Raw genomic sequence first — 20,242 nt, 5'->3', positions numbered from 1 at the left:
TGACCCGTCAGTAGAGTCCAAGGCCCCGCCCACCTGCCGATTGGGCGAATGGGCCGACAGCGTCGAACATGGTGGACGCCGGTCGGTATTTGAAGGTCATACGGACGCGGCGAGATCACGAGACCTGATGGGCGGGATGAGGGACGGGATGCAGGAGGGACCGGATCACGATCACCCCCAGGGCGAACAGCCGGACGACCGCCTCATGCCGCCTGGCCAGAGGGGCCGCCTGGACCGCCCGGTGCGCCACTACGGACCCGTTCCCAAGGTCCGGGACCGCGACACCTGGTCGATGAGCTTCGGCGGGGCGACGAAGAGCGACGAGAGCTTCGTGGTCACGCTGGGCGAACTGGAGCAGCTGCCGAAGGCGTCACTGACCGCCGACATGCACTGCGCCGGCAAGTTCACCACCCTCGACAACCTGTGGGAGGGCGTGCTGGCCCGCGACGTCGTCGAGGCCTACCCACCCCTGCCCGGCATCACCAACGTCATCGTCTACGGGCAGTACGGCTACAGCGCCAACGTGCGGCTGGACGACCTGATCGCGGACAACGCCATGCTCGCCACCCGGCAGGACGGCGCTGACCTGGCACCCGAACACGGTTACCCCGTTCGGCTGATCATTCCGCACCTGTACTCGTGGAAGGGCCCGAAGTGGTTCCGCGGCTGGGAGTACCTGCTGCAACCGCGTCGGGGCTTCTGGGAGGAACGCGGGTACCACCTGCGCGGGCAGGTGTGGGCCGAGGAGCGGTGGTCGTACCAGGAGACCCATCCGGGACGCCTGCCGTCGCAGTCACCCGGTTCCGAGGGGCCGAGCGGGCAGGACGTCGAGGGCTGAGGCCGCCCCATTTCAGGATGGTTCAGGCAAGTTCAGGCCCGTTCGGTCCGATTCAGGACGATGTGACGGAGACGGTGCGCGTCTCTCGGTACGTCTGTCGGGGCCCCCGTCGACGCCACACGGCCTGGCCGATCAGCCAGAGCAGGACCGAGATCGACACCACCACGGGGGCGAGCAGATCGGCCTCGGTGAGCCCGTGGTCGGGCGAGAAGGTGTAGAGGATCACGCCTTCGCGCACGTGACTCACCTGCAACCACACATAACTGGTGACGCCGAGCGCGAGAACGCAGATCAGGGTGGGGATCAGGCGCCGGGCCAGGGCCAGGCCCACCCCGGCCGCGATCAGCGCGATGCATGACCAACGCATGGTCGGCTCGTCGGACAGCACCGACATCGCGTGGTCGAACGTGGCGTGGAACTGCTCGGGGGTGCGCGGAATGACGCCGAGCACCCGGCTCGCTATCAGGTGGAGTTCCACGATCGGCCTCCGCTGCGGGGTTGCTGGGAGATAGGCGGATCGGCGATGACCCCTGGAGTCCTGGTGAAGCCATCATCGACGAGGACGGTGGAACACGCCAAGGTGACCGGTACCCGACGTGCAGATGACGGAGAGGTGATCGACGGGGGCCGGGCCGCGCTGTAGAGGCGCCGCCGATCAGAACCCGAAACCGTCACCGAAGCCCTCACCGAACCCGCCGAAGCCGTCCGGGCCACCGGGGCCACCGCCGAAGCCGTGATCACCGAAGCCCTCGTGACCGCCGAGGCCCCCGAAGCCGGGACCGTGGCCACCGAACAGGGCATCGAGCACCAGCATCGACCCGATGCCCGCGGCACCGGCGACCATCGCCGTCTTCCACCAGGGCCGGCTGTACCAGCCGGCCGGCACGGTCCGGCCCTGCACCTGGCCGCCGGGGTAGTAGTACGGGGTCGCGTTGCCGGGGCCGGACGAGGCCACGTACTCCTCGTTGTTCACGGTGACCCGGCGGGTGCCCTCGACCGCCGGGACCGAGCTCTCCTGCGGCACCGCCGGCCCCGGGTCGAGACCGAGCGCGGTCCGGGCCGAGCGAAGGTAGTGCAGACCCTCGATCGCGGTGCGCCCGGCGAGCTGGATCTGCTTGGCCGAGACGGCCTCGGCCAGCTGACGGCGGGCGGAGGCGTGCCGTTCGGTCGCCTCAGCCATCGACTGCCGGGCCGCGACGTTGGTGCCGTCGTTCGTGCCCTCCAGCGCGGTGATGCCGCCACCGAGACGTTCCACCCAGTGCGAGGCCTCGGCGCGGGCGTCGGAGAGGTCCACGCCGGCCGTCGGGATGTAACCGTAGCTGGGTGTGCCGTAGTCGGGCAGCCGACCGGGTTGGCCCGGCTGACCGGGCTGCTGGCTGGGCTGCTGGTAGGGCTGGTAGCCGTTCTGCGGGTCGACCGGGCGGCCCTGGACCGGTACCGGCGTAGGCCGGTTCATGAACCAGCCCACCGCCCCGGCGATGAGCAACGCGGTGAAGATGAACATCAGCATGAGTGAAGGTTCGCCCGGACAACCGGGCGCACGCCCCGAACCCCCTGGGAAGCGGCTGGGACCGGTCCTCCACCGAGGAGGGGAGCCATCCCTTCGTTCGTGATCATGCAAACCTTCCCCGGCAAAATAGGGGCGCCTCCCGGCCGAAGGCCAGGGGATTGCATGATCACGAACGGAGAGCAGGACGATCGTTCCCAGCCGTCCAGCCACTCAGCCACCTCGGCGGCCTCAGCCGTCTGGTCGCCGACCTGGTTCTGGGCATGGGTCCTGGCCAGGGGCCCCGCCCTGGTGCTGGGCATGGCTCCTGGCCGGATGCTCCGATCGGCGCGTGACCGGGCACCCGGCGCAGGTTCGTCTACCCGGCCAGGTAGTGCTCCACGCGGGCCGCGAGTTCTTCAGAACCCTCGACCCGGACCGGTTTGCTCGCCGTCATCACGCGGATGCGACGGGCAATGGCGCGGGTACGGGCCGAGCGGACGCCGGACATCGCATCCAGCGCCTGGGACCAGGTCACGACGGCCTGGTCGTGCCGGCCGAGCCGGGCCTGGACATCGCCCAGGTCGCCCAGGGTGATGGCATGGGCCCGCGCGAACTTCGATCGCTGTCGGATCTGGACCGCCCGCTCGAAGGCCTCGAGCGCGCCCCGCAGGTCTCCGAAGTCACGCAGCACGCAACCGCTCTGGTGAGCCAGCGAGGCCTCCCCGACGAAGAACACCCGGTCGGGCTCGACATCGGACGCCGAGACCGAGGCCAGCTCCGCCTCGGCCTGTTTGACCGCCACCGTGGCGGCCTGCCGGTCACCCGCCATGGCGAGTGCCCGGGCCTGCCCCAGACAGAGCAGAGCCCGTTCCCGGGGTACGGCCCGCCGGTACCGCTCCCCGTTGACCGAGGCCGCGGCCAGGTCGAGTGCTCGCTCGGGCTGGCCGAGGTCGAGCACCTGCCGGGACATGGCCCGCAGGGCGAACCCGGCGAGCGGTGCGTCGTCCGCCTCGGCGGCCAGCTTGACCGCGATCGAGTAGGCCCACTGCGCCGTCGGGTGTTCTGCGTCGTCGTACGACATCCACCCGGCCAGGCACGCGAGTTCCCCGGCCGCGGCGAACATCTGCCGCCGCACCGAGTCGTCGGTGAAACGGCCGTTCAGGAACGCGGACACGTCGGAGGTGAGGTATTGCAGCACCGCCGTCCGGGCGTGACCACCGCCCCGGCGCTGGTCGACACGGCTGAAGAACGAGACGGTCTCCTGCACCGCCTCGACATCGCTGCGCCCGACCGCGAGAAGGCCGCCCGGCGGCTCGGTGGCGTTCTGCCTCCGGGCCTCCTGCCAGCTCGTCTCCCAGCCCTCGGGCGGAGCGCACGCCAATGACGGCGCGACCGAGGGCGCACCGCCCTCCGGCACCGAGTCGACCGCACGTAGCTGGACCAGAGGGTCGGTCAGCCAATCGTGGACGGCCACGCCTCCCGGACCTCCCGGGCCACTTTGAGCCCCGGCACCACCCAGCGCGATCGGTCCTGTCACCGGAGCCACCGGTGAGAGGTCCGAGGGCGCGCCGGGACGCCGCCTGGGCCGGATCCGGCCGGGGACCGTCGTGCGGTCGCGCACCGAGGTACGCGCCACACGGCCGGCCGCATCGGCCAGGTTCTGGTTGGCACGGGCGGCCCGGACCGAACGCCCGGGACCCACCGCCCTCGTCACCGGGGACACCGGAGCCACCGGTGCCGGTGAGGAAGGCGATTTCTCCACCGTGCCACGCCGTCTGCCCGCGGCGGCCCTTGCGGCCGTACCCGCCTGGATCAGCAGCCGGAATCTCTCGGCACTGGCCCGGTCTGCCCGGGCCAGGGCGGTGTCGAGCACCGCCTGCAGTTCTGGCATCGGTTCGATGTCAGCACCACGCGCCTCCCACTTGCTCACCGTGCGGGTGCCGACACCGAGATATTCGGCAAATCCCACCACGGTCATTCTCAGAGCCCGACGCAAAGCCCACGCCTCATGCCCTGTCCAGCGTTCCACCGTCATCACGATGACCCCCGTCAATCGCGCAAATATGGTCCGCCGACACCTACTGCGCGTGCAGTAAATGTCAGCATAGGCGCGAATTCACCGCTTTCTCCAGAGGCTGACGAGATTGGTTTGCAAGTGCACCGTGGGTGCAGTGCCCCTGCGCATCTCCACGCACACCCGACGCACACTTGCACTGCAGCGTGCCATTTCAGATCTGAATTCGTGCGCACATTTCTGAAAAGTTTCCACCGCACCATCGGGAGTGCGGGCATCCCAGCATTCCATACTCCGGGATTTCCTTTGACCGAAATACCTACTCCCGCATCGGTCGAACGGATTGCAACAAGGCCGGTCCCGGCCATTCGGCGTCGATAGCATGAAGACCGTTCAGCGATGGACAGATGCCCGACACTGCCCTTGGGGGGTCACGCGTGACCATCGTTCAGTACCTGCATGTGTTGCGCCGGCAGTGGCTCGTGGTGTTACTGCTCGCGGCTCTCGGCCTCGGCGCCGCGTACGCCTATACCGACCGCCAGGTGCGCACCTACTCGGCCACCACCGAGATGTTCGTCGGGATCACCGGCGAGAACCAGGACAGCGTCACCCAGATGAGCCAGGGCAGTACGTTCATCCAGCAGCGCATCAAGTCGTACGCCGACGTGGTCACCAGTCCGTCCGTACTCGACAAGGTCTCCGCCGCCTACGGGGTGCCGATCTCCGCGGGCCAGATCAGCGTGACCGCCCCGGCCGACACGGTGCTGCTCGACATCACCGTCACCGACACCGACCCGAAACGGGCCGCGATCATCGCCAACGGCATCGCCGACAAGTTCCCCGACTACGTCTCCCAGCTGGAAAAGCTTCCTCAGCAGGAGTCCTCGCCGGTGCGCCTGTCCGTGGTGGAGAGCGCTACGGAGTCCTCCGTCCCGGTCGCCCCGCGGGTGCCGCTGAACCTCGCACTCGGCCTGCTGGTCGGCCTCGGCCTGGGCATCGGCGCGGCCGTGCTGCGCGACGCCCTGAACACCTCGGTCACCAGCATCTCCGACATCGAGAAGCTCACCGGCGCAGTTCCTCTCGGCGTGGTGCCGTTCGACCCGAGCACCTCCAAGCAGCCGCTGGTCGACTCCGACGAACACGGTGCGCGGGCCGAGGCCTTCCGCACGCTGCGCACCAATCTCCAGTTCGCCGATGTCGACTCGCCGCCCCGCGTCATCGTGGTCACCTCTCCCCTACCGGACGAGGGAAAGAGCACCTCAGCCTGCAATCTCGCGCTCACCCTGGCCCTGGGCGGCGCCCGGGTGGTGCTGGTGGACGGCGACCTGCGCAAGCCCAGTGTCGGGCGGTACCTGGGTATCAGCAGCGGAGCGGGCCTGACCACCGTGCTCGCCGGCCGCCACGACCTGCGTGACGTGGTCACGGTCTACGGCCGCGACACCCTGGCCGTGCTCCCCTCCGGCCCCACTCCCCCGAACCCCTCGGAACTACTCGGTTCCCAGCAGATGGCCGACCTCCTCGCCACCCTGGCCGAGCACTACGACGTGGTCGTGGTCGACGCCCCGCCCCTGCTGCCCGTCACCGACGCGGCCGTGCTGGCCGCCGCGGCCGACGGCGCCGTGCTGGTGCTGCGCCACGGCAAGACCCGCAAGGAAGACGCCAACCGCGCCCTGCAGGCACTCGATGCCGTCAACGCCAAGCTGCTCGGATCAGTCCTGAACTTCGCCCCCAAGAAGAAGCACCGGGGCGGCTACGACGGGTACGGATACGGCTATGGGTACGGCGACGTCTCCCAGGCCAAGCCCCTCCCCAAGATCGTGCGCCCGGCCGCCGTCACCCTTCCCGAGCCCGAAAGCGCCCCGGCCCCAACCCCCTGAACCTCAGCCGGCCCCAGTAGTTCGTGATCATGCAAAGTGTCCCCAGACCGAATCGTCGGCCTGGGGACACTTTGCATGATCACGAACAAGGGGACTTGGGCTTTTCCGGAGGGGGAACGTGAGCCGCTGCGAGCCACACCAGGTACTGTGACGAACTGATTACATACGGTGCATCTAGCGTGCCATGTCGCGTCATGGTGAGGGTCAGCACCCTGACCGACGCTGGGAGCATGACCGGCCTGGGAATCGATCTGCGTGACACCGCAGGCAGCGCGGTCACCCTGGAGCTGCGCATCTTCCGGGCGTCCGTGGAGTGCTGGGTCGGCGACAACTGCTACGCCGTCTTCGACCGCGAAGCCCTGCGCCACTGGCTGGCCCGCCCCGGCACGGTGCTGAGCTACGAGGGCATCAGCTGGGCGCGCGCCGGCCAGGGAGTCGTGGCAATCACCGTCGACGGAGTCGTGCCCCGCTGGCCCCTCGCCGACCATGTGCTGGACGGGCTGCGCTCGCGGATATGACGAAAGGCGCGCCCCCGAAGGGAGCGCGCCTTTCGCGAAGAACATTTACTCCTTGGGCCCGGTGACCTTCAGGTTCTTCAGCGTCGCGTCAAACTTGCCGTCGCTGCGCGGCGCCAGGCTGGTCACCCAGATCAGCCAGTAGCGCTGGGCATCGGCGGAGGAGGCGTTCAGGTCGACCTTGCCCGTGACCTTCTTCTGCTTGACGACAGTGTCGTAGTCGTCGAGGGAGCTGGTGGAGAGCGAGTTCGCCGACCGGAGACCGACGGTGATGGGTTGACCGCCCACGTTGACGCTGATCTTGCTGACTTTCTTCGCCTTGCCCAGGTCGATCAGCAGACCGACTCCCGGCTTGAGGTTGCCGAACTGGGCCGAGTTGTACCAGCCCATCGTGCGGTAGGCATCGCCGTCATCCTTGATGCCGTTGCCGGACACCGGGTCGAACGGCTGCGTGTCGAAGTCCAGACTGACTGTCTCCACCGCCTGCGTGGCCGTCGCCGTGGGCGTGGCCGTGGTGTTGCCCCCACCGGCGTTCGGATCCTTTTCCCGAGCGCCCAGGCTGATCATGACGCCGGCGATGATGCCGCCGATGACCAGGCAGACCACGGCGAACATGGCCCAGCGGGCGGCCGGGGAGGGCAGCTTCTGGTTCGGCTGCCGCGGCGGCCGCCCCTGGTAGAGCTGCTGCTGCGGCGGGGCGGTGGGCACACCCACCGAACCCATCGCGCTCACCGGCATCGACCCGGTCGGCACCTGCTGCTGGTAACCCTGCTGCTGGTAGCCCTGGGGTGCGTAGGCCTGCGGGGCGTAGGTCTGCGGGTAGCCCTGCGGGGTGTAACCCTGGGGCGCGTACCCCTGGGGGTAGCCCTGCGGCGCGTAGCCCTGCGGGTTGTTGTAGCCGATCGGCATCGAGCCGGTGCCGGGAGCGGTCGGCAGCTGGCCGGTGGGCGGCTGCACCTGCTGGTTGGCACCGGTGTTCATCGGGATGCCAGCGGTGTGGGCCCCCTGCTTGCGACCCTTGCGCTTACGGTTCTTGGCGCCGGGCTGGACCTGGGCCCGGGCCGCGGCAGCAGCCGCGGCCGCCGGGTCGACGTGGGTCTCGGGGCCGCCGGGCTGCGTGATCGGCCCGCTGGCCGGGTTCTGCACCCCCGGCATCGGCTGGGAACCGGTCATCATCGACGGCGGCAGAGGCGGCGCCATCACGATGGCTCGCGTCATCGCCTCGGCGGCACGGCGCCGGGCGACCATCTCCCGCGGTACGAAGGCCCCCGTGTCGGGTGAGCGGCGACCAGGACGGCCACCGCCCTGACCCGACGGACCACCCTGGCCGGCCTGACCCGACTGACCCGACGACTCGGACTGGCCCGACGAGGCTGCGGCCCGGGAGGACTGCTGCTGCGGCTGACCACCACGACCGGCCCCGGACGCACCCGACCCGGCTGAGGCCGAGGCACCGAACGACGAGGCACCGAACGACGAAGCGCCGAACGACGAGGCACCGGCCGGCACGGAGGCCGGTTCGGGCTGGACCGTGTAGGGCTCGGTCGAGGGGCCCAGTTCGGGATCGGCCGTCGGCAGTGAGCCGGAGGCCGGTGAACTCGATGGGACAGCTGCCACATCGAGAGGGGCTCCGGTGGCCCTGAGGGCTGCCCCTACGGAGGCCGCGCTGAGAGAGAGGCCACCGCTGTCGGGGCCACCTCCCACGACGGCCGGCAGGGTGGAGGTGGAGAACAAGTCCGCCCTACCCGCGTCGGAGTTTGGGGCGAGCGACATCGCGCCCGCCTCCGCCATCTGCATCGCTTCGGAGGTCTCGTCTCCGCCGATCAGTCGCACTGGCCCAGAACCACCCGATGTGCTGGAAGAAGAGGTGTCAGAAGAAGAGGAAAGATCAACAGGGCCGACAGCTCTCGTAGCTGCCAACGGGCTGAGCTCCGGTGCGGTCTCCGCAGACGCCGAGGCGTACTCCAGAGTCCCGGTCGTGGGGTCAGCCGTGTTCGCACCATCAATGAGCTGGTTGCCCGTTTCCTGCGACAGGCGCGCCGGGTCCGACAAGGCAACGCTCCTTCCCTCTACCGGGTACTACGGTACGCGACAGCGGCGACTCACCCGAACCGGATCGCCCTATCCGCGTGGCTTTTGTCCGAACAATTCATAGCTCGCCATGGGTAGACCCACGGCAGGCAGGGGGTCTGACGCACGAGACCCCTGTGCCGGTTGCGTCGCGGGGGACTTAGTTTCCCAGTCCCCCGTCCCGGGGACGACGCTGCCATCCCGGGCCGTCACCGCCACCGGAGAGGTGCGCCCCGAAACCGGCGACGAACACGGCGACGGGTGGAAGAGCGGCAGCGACGATGCCCATGATCACGGCTGTACCGGTGGAGATCGGTCTCACCACGGTCCAGGCCACGACGACGAGCAGTACGCAGGTTCCCATGATCAGGAGGTACCGGCGGACGCGGGTGCCCTCGTCGACCGGGCGACGCTCCCGTGGGGGCCGCGGCGGCGGGTCGACGGGCGGGTAGGGCGGCACCTGGGAGCCCGGCTGGAAGTGCGGGCCCTGCCGCATCCGGCGCACCACCACGAACAGGTCGACGGCCGCGCTCACCGCCACGGCGGCGAACATCAGCACGATCGCGGTGGACCCCCGGCCGGCCAGGACGACGGCCGTGATCGTGGAGGAGACCAGGCCGGTCAGCGCCAGCCCCAGACGCAGCCGGAGCGGGCTGCGCGCGCTGTTCGGCTCGTTACCGGTGCGCCGCATGCCCTCACCACCCCTCGTCCGCAACCAGGCTATGCCCGGCCGGGGTCGGGTCGCACGCAGAGAACCGATCATGCCCGATCCGCCCCCTTCACGGCATCCCTCCAGCCGGGGGAGGGACAAAGGAGTGAGGACGCCGGTGGTCAGGGCTCACCGGCGTCCTCACGTTCGCCCCCTCAGGGGACGAACCCCTTAGTAAATGCTGACCCCGTAGACGCTGAGCGCCTCCGGAACCGGCTGGAAGTACGTGACGCCACCGGAGGTGCAGTTACCACTGCCACCCGATGTCAGGCCGTACGCCACCGTGCCCGCGTAGAGCGAGCCACCGCTGTCGCCACCCTCGGCGCAGACCGTGGTCCGGATGAGCCCGGAGACGCTGCCCTCGGCGTAGTTGACGGTGGAGTTGAGCGCGGTCACCCGGCCACTGCGAACACCGGTGGTGCTACCGCTGCGGTAGACGGTCTGGCCCACGGTCGGCGTGCCGGCGCTGGAGATCTCCTGCGAGCCGCTGTAGGTGTAGACCGTGCCCGGGTGGGCCGTGCTGGAGCTGCTGTACCGGACCAGGGCGTAGTCGTTGCCCGGGAACGAGTAGCCCACCGTCGGCCCGAGCGTGGTGGTCTGACCGGAGTTCGAGTACCAGGTGCTCGCCACCTCGGCGCAGTGCCCGGCGGTCAGGAAGTAGTACGTCGAACCGCTGACCACGTTGAAGCCCAGCGAGCAGCGGTAGCCACCGCCGTAGATGGCCTGCCCACCGGCGATCTTGGTGCTGAACACGCCGGAGGTCTTCTCCAGCGTGGCCTTGGTGCCGAGCTTGGCGACCGCGGCCTCGACCTTGGCCAGCTTCGCACCCTTGACCGTGCTGTCGACGGTGACCAGCACCTTGTTCGCCGTCAGGTCGACACCGTAGGAGGTACCCGGCAGCTTCACCGTCGAGTCGAGGGTCTTGACGGCGGCGTTGAGCTGGGCCGTGGTGTTCTTGACCAGTTTCGCGCTGGCCCCCTCGGCCTTGGCGGTCTTCAGGGCGGCCTTGGTGGTGACCGCGGCCTTCAGCGTGCTGCCCTCGTAGTAGACGCCCGCGCTCTCCTTCCCGAGCTTCTTGGCGAGCGCGTCGGCCGCCTTGTCCTGCTTCACGGACTCCTTCTGCGCGGCGGTAACGGCCACCAGTTGGTTGGTGGGAGTAGCGCTGACGCCGACGGCGGCACCCGCGGAAGCTGCGGGTGCGGCGAGGCAGACGGCGACGACACTGGAAGTGGCCAGGCCAACAAGCAGACGGCTGGGTTTCACGGTGGTTCCTCTCGACAGACGTGATGGGCGATGCCCTGTCAGGGACACGTCCGGGCGACCCGGAAGCGCCCTAATAGTCCGATTTGTCCGCAGAGATCACAAGACCTAAACGCCAGAAAGTAACCCGACGGTCACAAAGCGCAGAGATTTTGCCCGACGAGTGACCCCGGTCACTCCCGGAAGGCGTCAGGACGCGCCCGGATGTCATATCGGGACCTGCGCGCGGGTCGCGCGAGAAGGCCACTAACGTGTATGGACATGCCTGGTCATTACGACGTCATCGTTCTGGGAGCCGGCCCCGGCGGCTATGTCGCCGCCATCCGAGCAGCGCAACTCGGCAAGCGGGTGGCCATTGTCGAGAGCAAGTACTGGGGCGGTGTCTGCCTGAACGTCGGGTGCATCCCCTCCAAGGCCCTGCTCCGCAACGCCGATCTGGCGCACACCGTGCAGCACGAGGCCAAGACCTTCGGCATCCAGATCGAGGGTCAGGTCACCTTCGATTTCAAGGCTGCCTTCTCGCGCAGCCGTTCCGTGGCCGACGGCCGCGTCAAGGGCGTGCACTTCCTGATGAAGAAGAACGGCATCGACGAGCTGAACGGCTGGGGCACGTTCGTCGACGCCCACACCCTGCAGGTCAAGCTCAACGACGGTGGCGAGGAGACAGTCACCTTCGACAACGCCATCATCGCGGCGGGCGCCACCACCCGCCTGCTGCCGGGCACGACCCTCTCCGAGCGGGTCGTGACCTACGAAGAGCAGATCATGACGTCCGAGCTGCCGAAGAGCATCATCATCGCCGGCGCCGGTGCCATCGGCATCGAGTTCGCCTATGTGCTCAGCAATTACGGCGTCGACGTGACGATCGTCGAGTTCCTCGACCGGATCCTGCCGCTCGAGGACGTCGACGTCTCGACCGAACTTGCCAAGCGGTACAAGAAGGCCGGGATCAAGCTCCTCACCGGCACCCGCGTGGACTCGATCGAGGACGGTTCCGGCCCGGTCCGGGTGACCGTCACCAAGGACGGCAAGCAGCAGGTCCTGGAGACCGACAAGGTCATGCAGGCCATCGGTTTCGTGCCCCGCACGAAGGGCTACGGCCTGGAGAACACCGGTGTGAAGCTGACCGAGCGCGGTGCCATCGCGGTGGACGACAACCTGCGCACCAACGTGCCGGGCATCTACGCCATCGGTGACGTCACGTCCAAACTGATGCTGGCCCACGTGGCCGAGTCGCAGGGCATCATCGCGGCCGAGACCATCGCCGGAGCCGAGACCATGACGCTCGACTACGCGATGATCCCGCGCGCCACGTTCTGCAACCCGCAGGTCGCCAGCTTCGGCTACACCGAGGCCCAGGCCCGCGAAAAAGGTTACGACGTCAAGGTTTCCAAGTTCCCATTCACTGCGAACGGCAAGGCGCACGGCCTGGCCGAGCCGGTCGGTTTCGTCAAGCTGATCGCCGACGCCAAGTACGGCGAGCTCATCGGCGGGCACCTGATCGGCCCCGAGGTCACCGAGCTGCTGCCCGAGCTGACCCTGGCCCAGCAGTGGGACCTCACCGTGCACGAGATCGCTCGCAACGTGCACGCCCACCCGACCCTGAGCGAGGCCGTGAAGGAAGCGGTGCACGGTCTGGCCGGGCACATGATCAACTTCTGATCGACCTGCCCGTCCGGAACGGCCGCGCCCCGCTCGGGGCGCGGCCGTTCTGCATGTCTGGACAGAGTTTCGCCCATGACCCACCTGTCGACCGGCACGAGCGACCCGGAACCGACCACCCGTCCGGACCGGGAACTGGCCGTCTTCAACGCGAGAGCCACGGGGGCGGACGACGAGCCGGCGCTGTCGGTCCGGGCCCGCGACGAGAACGGGGAGCTGGTGGGCGGACTCACCGGCTGGACGGGGGCGGCACCTGCGGGGTGAGCATGCTGCGGGTGCATGCCGACCACGGGCCGGCGGATGGGGCAGCACGCCCCTGGCAGCCGCGCAGGAGGAGGCCCACCGGAGGCTGCGCCCGGATGGTGCGGTCGTCGTTCATGTTCCAGGCGCCGGACTTCTACCGGCGCCACGGATACGTCGAGACCGGGCGGGCCGAGGGATATCCGGCCGGGAGCGCCCAGGTCCATTTCCTCAAGACCCTCTGAAAGGTCTCTGACAAAACAACAACGGCGACACGTCTTCGTGTCGCCGCATCATCATGGGCGCTGCGTCTCTGGCGCGCCTCGAAAGTTGGTGTTACAGGTGAACTGCCCGGGTGGCCGCCTGCTGGTTGAGCACGGCCTCCAGTTCGGCGATCTCGGACTCGGTGTGACGGCCCATGATCGCGTCGAGCTCCTGACGCTCGGCCGGGGTGCTGTAGCTCGCCAGCTCGTGGGCGAGCTTGCGGTTACGCTGCCGGACGACGCGACGCTCGGCCAGGTGGGTACGCAGTTCGGTGATCATCGGTGCCTTTCGTTCGACTTCCACCGCGGGTTCGCGGGGCGGCGGTTGCGCCGCCACCACCATTAACGGTCACTTCGACGAGAGTGTTACCTCTTTTGCGGTGTGACCTAGCCCTCACACCGGGTGTCCGGACAAGCGGACAGGTGAAAATTACTTTCCAGCATAACCTTTGGCATTTTACTCGGAAACCAATCAAAAAATGGTGGACGCCGTCGGCCTCCTTGGGTGCCCACGGCGTCCACCATTTGCGCTCTTGACGACGAACTACCCGGCGACCGACTCCCGCCAGACCCGGATCTGACCGCGCAGCCAGTGGGCACTGTCTTTCAGGGTGCGCTCCTGGGTCTTGTAGTCGACCCGGACGATGCCGAAGCGCTTGTCGTACCCGTACGACCACTCGAAGTTGTCCAGGAGCGACCAGACGAAGTAGCCCCGCACGTCCGCTCCCCGGACCACCGCATCCTGCACCGCGTGGATGTGCGACTCCAGGTAGGCCTGACGTTCCGGGTCGGGCACCGACCCGTCCGCGGCGACGACGTCGTCGAAGGCCGCGCCGTTCTCGGTGATGAACAGCGGCACGCCCGGGTACTCCCGGGACAGGCGCAGGAGCAGCTCGGTGAAGACCTCGGGCACGATCTCCCAGCCCATCGCGGTCGCCGGGCGGCCCCGGCCCACGGATCGCGCCACCAGGGCCCCGTCGGAGTCCACGCTCGAGCCGTCCTCGTCCAGGTGGGAGATCAGCCAGCCGGTGTAGTAGTTCACCCCGAGCACGTCGATCGGCGTCGAGATGATCTCCAGGTCGCCCTCCTGCACCGGCAGCTCGGCCTGCCGCAGAGCCACATCGTCCATCACGTCGGCCGGATAGGCCCCCTTGAGCAGGGGGTCGAGGTAGAGCCGGTTGTTCAGGCCGTCGGCGCGGCGGGCGGCCTCGCGGTCCTCGTCGGTGTCGGTGGCCGGGTGCGCCGGACCGAGGTTGAGCGTGATGCCCAGGTGCACCGGGCGGTCGAGCCCGGTAGCCGCCTCACGCATCCGCTGCGTCGCCAGACCGTGCCCGAGCAGCAGGTGGTGCACGGCCCGGATACCCGCGGGGAAGTCCCGATGGCCAGGTGCCTGGTGCCCGTAGGCGTAACCGAGCATGGCCGAGCACCACGGCTCGTTGAGCGTGGTCCAGTTGGTCACCCGGTCACTCAGCTGGTCGAACATCAGCGCCGCGTAGTCCGCGAACCGGTGGGCGGTGTCGCGGGCGGGCCAGCCGCCCGCGTCCTCGAGCTCCTGGGGCAGGTCCCAGTGGTACAGCGTGACCCACGGGTCGACGTCGTTGGCCAGCAGCTCGTCCACCAGCCGCGAGTAGAAGTCGACGCCCTTCGGGTTCAGCCTCCCGCTGCCGCCCGGCTGCACCCGCGGCCAGGAGATGGAGAACCTGTAGGTGTCCACCCCCAGCCCTTTGATCAGCGCCACGTCGTCGGGCATCCGGTGATAGTGGTCGCACGCCACGTCGCCGTTGTCGTCGCCGTGCACCTGGCCCGGGGTGTGCGAGTAGGTGTCCCAGATCGACGGCGTCCTGCCGTCCTCCGCCGCCGCTCCCTCGATCTGGTAAGCGGCTGTGGCGACGCCCCAGCGGAATCCGGCCGGCAGGCTCAGGGCCGTACCGGAACTGGGCTGGGTCAGCGTGGTGTCCATGTCTCTCCATCGGGTCGAGGACTCTGCCGCGAGTGCGAAACCCGGCATACCAGGCCGGGCGTGCACCCCAGCATGCGTCCTGGAGGCCAGCTACGGAACCACCGTTCCCCGATCTTCGGGAGACCTCCCGAACCCTCGTGGACGTCCATCATCCGGACCGAAGAACGCCGGATGCACCCGGCGCGGAAATCAACCCGATCGGCCCTGTGCGCCGTCTGTCCGGACACCTTTGCCGAAAGATCACTCAGCGTTCACGGGCCACCACTAAAGCGCATCATCATTCACAGGAAACGCGCGGACAACGGCCTCCCGTGAAATGCACTTCGGTTTTCGGGGCACAAAAGGCTGTCCGGACAGATATCTGCCCGGACAGTCCTTCCGATGCACTCACGCCGGTTCCTAGGCTGTCGGCCCCGGCGCCCGGACGTGCGGGGAGAGCGCCGCGGGGGCCACTCCCGTTCCCGCACAGACCTCGGAGAGGGTGCGCATGAACTGCGGGTGCAGACGAGCCGCCTGATCCAGGCTCAGCTTGAGATCGGCTGCAGCCCGGACATTCTCGGGGTCTGCGACCAGGCGGTCGATGGCCACCTTGGCCCAGCCGTCAAGCTTGGCGAGGTGCTGGAAGACAACTGCGAGAGCATCGGCGCCCGGCTGCGCGGCCCCGGTCGCATCACCGGAGTTCGCGGCAATCTGCAGGACGGTGAAACGGCGCAGTGCCTCGTCGACCAACTGTGTCGGGTCCATCGCGGGTTGACCCCCATCTCCTTCTCTGTCGTCACGGCCTGGCCGGAGAACACGAAGGTAAATCTGGTCCCGCGCATCTCCATTGACCGCAACTCAACCCTACGCCCGGCGCTCGGGTTTCGCTGGAGACCTGGTTGTGAAAGCGCGAAGGTTGCCCATAAGTGATAGATCGCTTTCATGCGGATCACTGACACAGCGGACATGTGGTGGAAAACAGCGGTGGTCTATTGCCTCGATGTCGAGACATTCATGGACTGGAACGACGACGGGACCGGCGACCTGGCCGGGCTCGCCCAGCGCATCGACTACCTGTCCGAGCTCGGCGTGACCTGCCTCTGGCTCATGCCCTTCTACCCGAGCCCGGATCGTGACGACGGCTACGACATCACCGACTTCTACGGGGTGGACCCGCGCCTGGGCACCCACGGCGACCTGGTCGAGGCGATCCGGACGGCCCACGACCGGGGGATGCGGGTGATCGTCGACCTGGTGGTGAACCACACCTCGGACCAGCACCCGTGGTTCGTCGCCTCCCGGGAGAGCAAGGAATCGCCCTACCGGGACTGGTACGTGTGGGTCGACGAGCCGCCGGCGGGCCAGCAGCCCGAGCCGGTGTTCCCCGATCAGGAGAACAGCGTCTGGGCGCTGGACGAGAAGACCGGGCAGTACTACCTGCACCACTTCTACAAGTACCAGCCCGACCTGAACGTGACGAACCCCGCCGTGCGGGACGAGATCGCGCGCATCGTCGGGTTCTGGCTGGCCCTGGGCGTCAGCGGGTTCCGGGTCGACGCGGTGCCGTTCTTCATCGACACCATCGGCGAGTCCCCCACCGCCCTGCCCGACCCGCACGAGGTGGTGCGCGACCTGCGGGCGTTCATCAACCGGCGCTCGGGCGACGCGATCCTGCTCGGTGAGGTGAACGTGCCCTTCGAGCAGCAGCTGGAGTTCTTCGGCGGTTCCGAGGGGGGCGAACTCACGCTGCAGTTCGACTTCATCACGATGCAGAACATGTACCTGGCGCTGGCCCGGCGCAACGCCGAGCCGCTGCAGCGGGCGCTCGAGCAGCGGCCGCAGATCCCCCGCGAGTGCCAGTGGGGCACCTTCGTGCGCAACCACGACGAGCTGACGCTGGACAAGCTCTCCGACGAGGAGCGGCAGGAGGTGTTCGATGCCTTCGGGCCGGAGGAGCGTATGCAGGTGTACGGCCGCGGTCTGATCCGCCGGCTGCCCCCGATGCTCGACGGCGACGCCGACCGCATCCGCATGGTCTACAGCCTGCTCTTCTCGCTGCCGGGCACCCCGGTGCTCTTCTACGGCGAGGAGATCGGCATGGGTGAGAACCTGGAGATCGGCGACCGCACCGCCGTGCGCACGCCGATGCAGTGGACGAGCGAGCCGGGGGCCGGCTTCTCCCGCAACGACGACACCGGGAAGTTCCCGGCGCCGCTGGTGACCGGGGAGTTCGGGCCGCAGAACGTCAATGTTCAGGCGCAGCGGGCCGATCCGGACTCACTGCTGAACTTCGTGCGGCTGCTGATCACGCGCTACCGCAGCAGCCCGGAACTGGGCTGGGGTGACTTCGAGGTCCTGCCGCAGCCGAGCCCGCAGGTCTTCGTGCACAGGTCGACCTGGGAGGACGCCGTCCTCATCGCCATGCACAACTTCGGTCCCGACCCGGTGACCGTGCCGCTGGAGCTGGAGGACGGGAGCACTGCCATCGATCTGCTCAGCCCCCGTGACGAGGAGATCAAGGGCGAGGTGGACCTGGGGCGGTACGGATACTGCTGGCTGCGGGTGATCACGCCGACCACCCGCCGCCTGCGGTAACCCTGCGGTGGTCCTGCAGCAGTCCTGCGAACGGTGCCTCAGGGCGCGTTCTGGAAGTCGCTCTTGACCGCGCGCCATTCCTCGTCGTTGGCGCCGATCCGCCAGTAACCCGAGATCGAGAGCTGTGACTGCTTCACCCCACGCTCGCGCTTGAGGAACCGGCGCAGGTCACGCACCGCCGCGGCCTCACCGTGCACAAAGGCGTGCACGGTGCCGGCCGGGAACTCCAGCGCGGTGACGGCCTCGACGAGCACCGTGCCGGCCGGGCGCTCGGTGTCGAGCAGCCACCGGACCTCGATCCCGGCCGGGGCGGTGAGCTTGAGCTCCGAGGCCGGGTCGTGGATCTCCAGGAGCACGATGCCCTTCGCGTCGCCGGGCATCGCCTCGAGCGAGGCCGCGATGGCGGGCAGGGCGCTCTCGTCGCCGACCAGGAGATGCCAGTCGGCGCCCGGCTCGGGCCGGTAGCCCCCGCCCGGACCGGCCAGCCAGATCTCGTCACCCGGCTTCGCGTCGCGGGCCCAGGGGCCGGCCAGGCCCTCGTCCCCGTGCACGACGAAGTCGATGGTCAGTTCGCGAGCCTGCTCGTCCCAGCGCCGCACCGTGTACGTGCGGTTCTGCGGCCACTGCGATTGCGGGAGCTGGGTGCGGATCGCCTTCATGTCGATCGGGCGGTCGTACTCGATGCCCGCTCGTGGATAGATCAGCTTCACGTAGGCGTCGCTGAACTCGTTCATCGTGAACTGCGCCAGGTCGTCGCCCGTCAGGACGACGCGGACCATGGTCGGGCTGAGCTGCTCGGTCCTGGCGACCGTGAGCACCAGGGTCGCGCCGCCGCGTCCTTCGCCGCGGCCACCGACCCGCCCACGGCCGTCGCGAGCGCCTTCTGCGCGGGGAGAGACGGACATGCGTCTACCACCTTCCAAAGTGAGGTATGCCTAACCTACAGGGGAAGGCGGTGCGGCACCGGGGACGTCAGGCGGCGGTACGCCACCGGGCCCGGTCGTCGTCGCCCTTGATACTGCAGGTCAGGGTGTCGCCGTCGGAGTCCTTGGCCTTCGCTCCCTCGTCGGAGCAGAACGCGCCCGGTGTCTCCTCGTCACCATTGTCACTGCCGGAGTCCGAGTTCTTGTCCCCGCCCCCGGACGACGTGGCGGCGGACTCCTTCGAGTCGGCCTGGGTGCTGGACTTCGAGGTGGGCACCCGCTCGTCGGGGCAGCTCTCGAGCACACCGCTCATGGCCTTCTTCTCGGCCTTGGTCACCCAGTTGCCGTACTTCGCCTTCACCGCGATCTGCCGGGCCACGTAGTCGCAGCGGAACGACTTGTTCGCCGGCAGCCAGGTGGCGGCGTCGCCCGAGCCCTTGGACGAGTTGGTCGGGCCGTCGGCGGCCAGCAGGTTCAGCGGGTCGTTGGCGAGCTCGGTGCGCTTCTCCTCGGTCCACTGGAAGGCGCCGGTGACCCAGGCGTTCTCCAGCGCGACGACATGATCGATCTGCACCGCGGAGGCGTCCTCCTTGCTGAACTTGATCGTCCTGCCGGTGTACCGGTCCTTCAGCGTGCCGCTGACCACGATGCAGTCCTTGGTGCCCGAGCGGAACTTCTCGCCGCTCAGGTCCCGCTCGAGAATGTCGTTACGGGTGTCGCAGCCGTTCTTGTCGACGTCCTTCCAGGCGCTGCCGAACGCGTCGCGGTCGTAGCCGGTACCCGCGGCCCGGCCCTTCACCGAGAGTGTGGCCAGCACCTTCGTGGCCTTCTGGCCGCTGTTGTCGTCACTCGTGGCGCCGTCGGAGGAGTCCGAACCCGACACGGTCGATCCACCGATGTCGTTGGTGACCTCGCACCCGGCGAGACCGAAGGACAGCATCAGGGCGAGGAGGGCTGCTCCAGAACGACCAATTTTCACTCCAGAACCGTATCCTCGCCCGGAACACACCGCTCGCCCACGTCTCGAACGTATCGTCCGTCATCTGGATGATGCAGACGCGTCGATCTGCTCGACAATGGGATCAACGAGGGAGAGGGGCACGCAATGGGTGACAACACCACCGTCACGGTCGTGGTGGCTTTCGTCGTGGTGCTGCTGCTGGTGGCAGTGGCCCTGCTGGTGGCCGGGCTCTACGTGATCTACCGCTACCGCCTGCCGCTGCGCGGCATCGCGGCGATGGTCGGGTCGTTCGCCTACCTGATCAGCCCGATCGACGCGGCCCCCGAGGCCGTACTCGGACCGTTCGGCATGGTTGACGACGCCGGGGTGCTCACGATCGTCGCGTTCTACGTCTTCCACCTGATCAAGGCCCGGCGCACAAACATGCCGATGGGCAAGGCCGCAGGCATCGCCCTACGTGACACCGCCCGCAGCTACCCACGCAACCGGCCGGGCCGCGACCACGATTCGCCTCGCTAAACCTCGGCCCGCTGCACGCCCACTGCACCGCATTCCCTCCTGACCTGGCAGAACGTGAGCAATTACGGCGCATGCGACCAAGCGTCTGACATGCCGTGATCAAGCAAGTACGCTCTGTGGTCATGGAGGAGCTCATTCTGTCCGGATTCGTCGCCCTGCTCGCCGCCGGCCACCTGGCCGCCGGGCAGCTCAGTCGGGCGGCCCGGCGCCGGCGGGACGCCAAGGCCCTTCGCCATCACGTCATGTGCGAGGTCGAGGCCGGGCGCCGCTCCCTGGACGACGAGATCGTCTCCCACGTGCTCAGCTGGTGCGACGAGGTGGCCCGATCGGGCCGCGACCTCCCCCTGACCGTTCGGTAGACCCGCCCA

Annotated in this window: 20 protein-coding genes; 9 read left to right on the top strand and 11 right to left on the bottom strand. The window is 68.4% G+C overall.

Going from position 1 to position 20,242, the window contains the following annotated elements:
- Positions 1-148: 148 nt before the first annotated feature.
- Complete coding sequence (locus tag QSK05_RS07095) at positions 149-838, top strand: molybdopterin-dependent oxidoreductase (protein WP_285595113.1); 690 nt, start codon at positions 149-151, stop codon at positions 836-838.
- Between the two features lie 52 nt (positions 839-890).
- Here the strand turns inward: QSK05_RS07095 and QSK05_RS07090 are convergent, their stop codons facing one another.
- The 3 genes from QSK05_RS07090 to QSK05_RS07080 form a co-directional block, all read right to left on the bottom strand.
- A complete protein-coding gene (locus tag QSK05_RS07090) occupies positions 891-1,316 on the bottom strand; it encodes a hypothetical protein (RefSeq protein WP_285595111.1) in 426 nt (141 codons plus the stop codon).
- 177 nt (positions 1,317-1,493) lie between these two features.
- Entirely contained in the window at positions 1,494-2,348 is an 855-nt protein-coding gene (locus QSK05_RS07085; RefSeq protein WP_285595109.1) for a DUF1542 domain-containing protein, read from the bottom strand.
- Between the two features lie 355 nt (positions 2,349-2,703).
- Positions 2,704-4,296 carry a tetratricopeptide repeat protein gene (locus QSK05_RS07080; RefSeq protein WP_285595107.1) on the bottom strand — a complete coding sequence of 531 codons (1,593 nt, stop codon included), beginning with the start codon at positions 4,294-4,296 and terminating at the stop codon, positions 2,704-2,706.
- A gap of 482 nt (positions 4,297-4,778) precedes the next feature.
- Here QSK05_RS07080 and QSK05_RS07075 point away from each other — a divergent pair, with 482 nt between their 5' ends.
- Positions 4,779-6,218, top strand: coding sequence for a tyrosine-protein kinase domain-containing protein (locus QSK05_RS07075; protein ID WP_285595104.1), 1,440 nt, complete (start codon positions 4,779-4,781; stop codon positions 6,216-6,218).
- 230 nt (positions 6,219-6,448) lie between these two features.
- Positions 6,449-6,736: a hypothetical protein gene (locus tag QSK05_RS07070; protein WP_285595103.1), complete on the top strand. Its 288-nt coding sequence runs from the start codon at positions 6,449-6,451 to the stop codon at positions 6,734-6,736.
- Positions 6,737-6,781: 45 nt separating this feature from the next.
- On the opposite strand, the gene QSK05_RS07065 is transcribed toward QSK05_RS07070, so the two are convergent.
- From QSK05_RS07065 to QSK05_RS07055, 3 genes are all read right to left on the bottom strand, one after another.
- Entirely contained in the window at positions 6,782-8,506 is a 1,725-nt protein-coding gene (locus QSK05_RS07065) for a hypothetical protein (RefSeq protein WP_285595102.1), read from the bottom strand.
- 457 nt (positions 8,507-8,963) lie between these two features.
- On the bottom strand, positions 8,964-9,494 hold the full coding sequence (locus tag QSK05_RS07060) for a DUF6343 family protein (protein WP_285595101.1): 531 nt from the start codon (positions 9,492-9,494) through the stop codon (positions 8,964-8,966).
- A 189-nt stretch (positions 9,495-9,683) separates the two neighbouring features.
- Positions 9,684-10,775 (bottom strand): S1 family peptidase, encoded by a 1,092-nt coding sequence (locus QSK05_RS07055; protein WP_285595100.1) that lies wholly within the window; start codon positions 10,773-10,775, stop codon positions 9,684-9,686.
- Between the two features lie 258 nt (positions 10,776-11,033).
- Between QSK05_RS07055 and lpdA the strand changes: the two genes are divergently transcribed.
- The 3 genes from lpdA to QSK05_RS07040 all read left to right on the top strand — a co-directional run bounded on the left by lpdA (position 11,034) and on the right by QSK05_RS07040 (position 12,919).
- Positions 11,034-12,434: a dihydrolipoyl dehydrogenase gene (gene lpdA / locus QSK05_RS07050; protein ID WP_285595099.1), complete on the top strand. Its 1,401-nt coding sequence runs from the start codon at positions 11,034-11,036 to the stop codon at positions 12,432-12,434.
- A 75-nt stretch (positions 12,435-12,509) separates the two neighbouring features.
- A complete protein-coding gene (locus QSK05_RS07045; RefSeq protein WP_285595097.1) occupies positions 12,510-12,698 on the top strand; it encodes a hypothetical protein in 189 nt (62 codons plus the stop codon).
- Positions 12,699-12,793: 95 nt separating this feature from the next.
- Positions 12,794-12,919, top strand: coding sequence for a hypothetical protein (locus QSK05_RS07040; protein WP_285595095.1), 126 nt, complete (start codon positions 12,794-12,796; stop codon positions 12,917-12,919).
- A 91-nt stretch (positions 12,920-13,010) separates the two neighbouring features.
- Here QSK05_RS07040 and QSK05_RS07035 read toward each other — a convergent pair whose 3' ends face one another.
- From QSK05_RS07035 to QSK05_RS07025, 3 genes are all read right to left on the bottom strand, one after another.
- The gene (locus QSK05_RS07035; RefSeq protein WP_231480898.1) at positions 13,011-13,217 is read right to left on the bottom strand and encodes a hypothetical protein; all 207 of its coding nucleotides are present in this window, start codon (positions 13,215-13,217) and stop codon (positions 13,011-13,013) included.
- A gap of 264 nt (positions 13,218-13,481) precedes the next feature.
- Positions 13,482-14,897, bottom strand: coding sequence for a GH1 family beta-glucosidase (locus tag QSK05_RS07030; protein WP_285595093.1), 1,416 nt, complete (start codon positions 14,895-14,897; stop codon positions 13,482-13,484).
- A 399-nt stretch (positions 14,898-15,296) separates the two neighbouring features.
- Entirely contained in the window at positions 15,297-15,641 is a 345-nt protein-coding gene (locus QSK05_RS07025) for a hypothetical protein (RefSeq protein ID WP_285595091.1), read from the bottom strand.
- A 177-nt stretch (positions 15,642-15,818) separates the two neighbouring features.
- On the opposite strand from QSK05_RS07025, the gene QSK05_RS07020 reads away from it, so the two are divergent.
- The gene (locus QSK05_RS07020) at positions 15,819-17,471 is read left to right on the top strand and encodes an alpha-amylase family protein (RefSeq protein WP_285595089.1); all 1,653 of its coding nucleotides are present in this window, start codon (positions 15,819-15,821) and stop codon (positions 17,469-17,471) included.
- A 38-nt stretch (positions 17,472-17,509) separates the two neighbouring features.
- On the opposite strand, the gene QSK05_RS07015 is transcribed toward QSK05_RS07020, so the two are convergent.
- Together QSK05_RS07015 and QSK05_RS07010 are read right to left on the bottom strand one after the other, a co-directional pair.
- Entirely contained in the window at positions 17,510-18,376 is an 867-nt protein-coding gene (locus QSK05_RS07015) for a siderophore-interacting protein (RefSeq protein WP_285595087.1), read from the bottom strand.
- Between the two features lie 67 nt (positions 18,377-18,443).
- Positions 18,444-19,334 carry an HNH endonuclease family protein gene (locus QSK05_RS07010; RefSeq protein WP_285595085.1) on the bottom strand — a complete coding sequence of 297 codons (891 nt, stop codon included), beginning with the start codon at positions 19,332-19,334 and terminating at the stop codon, positions 18,444-18,446.
- Positions 19,335-19,499: 165 nt separating this feature from the next.
- Between QSK05_RS07010 and QSK05_RS07005 the strand changes: the two genes are divergently transcribed.
- Positions 19,500-19,874 carry a YkvA family protein gene (locus QSK05_RS07005; protein WP_285595083.1) on the top strand — a complete coding sequence of 125 codons (375 nt, stop codon included), beginning with the start codon at positions 19,500-19,502 and terminating at the stop codon, positions 19,872-19,874.
- Between the two features lie 122 nt (positions 19,875-19,996).
- Positions 19,997-20,233, top strand: coding sequence for a hypothetical protein (locus QSK05_RS07000; RefSeq protein WP_285595081.1), 237 nt, complete (start codon positions 19,997-19,999; stop codon positions 20,231-20,233).
- The last annotated feature ends 9 nt before the right edge of the window (positions 20,234-20,242 follow it).

Origin of the sequence: Kineosporia sp. NBRC 101731, assembly GCF_030269305.1 — a bacterium.
Taxonomy (GTDB): Bacteria; Actinomycetota; Actinomycetes; order Actinomycetales; family Kineosporiaceae; genus Kineosporia.
This window is presented reverse-complemented; position numbering and strand designations above follow the sequence as displayed.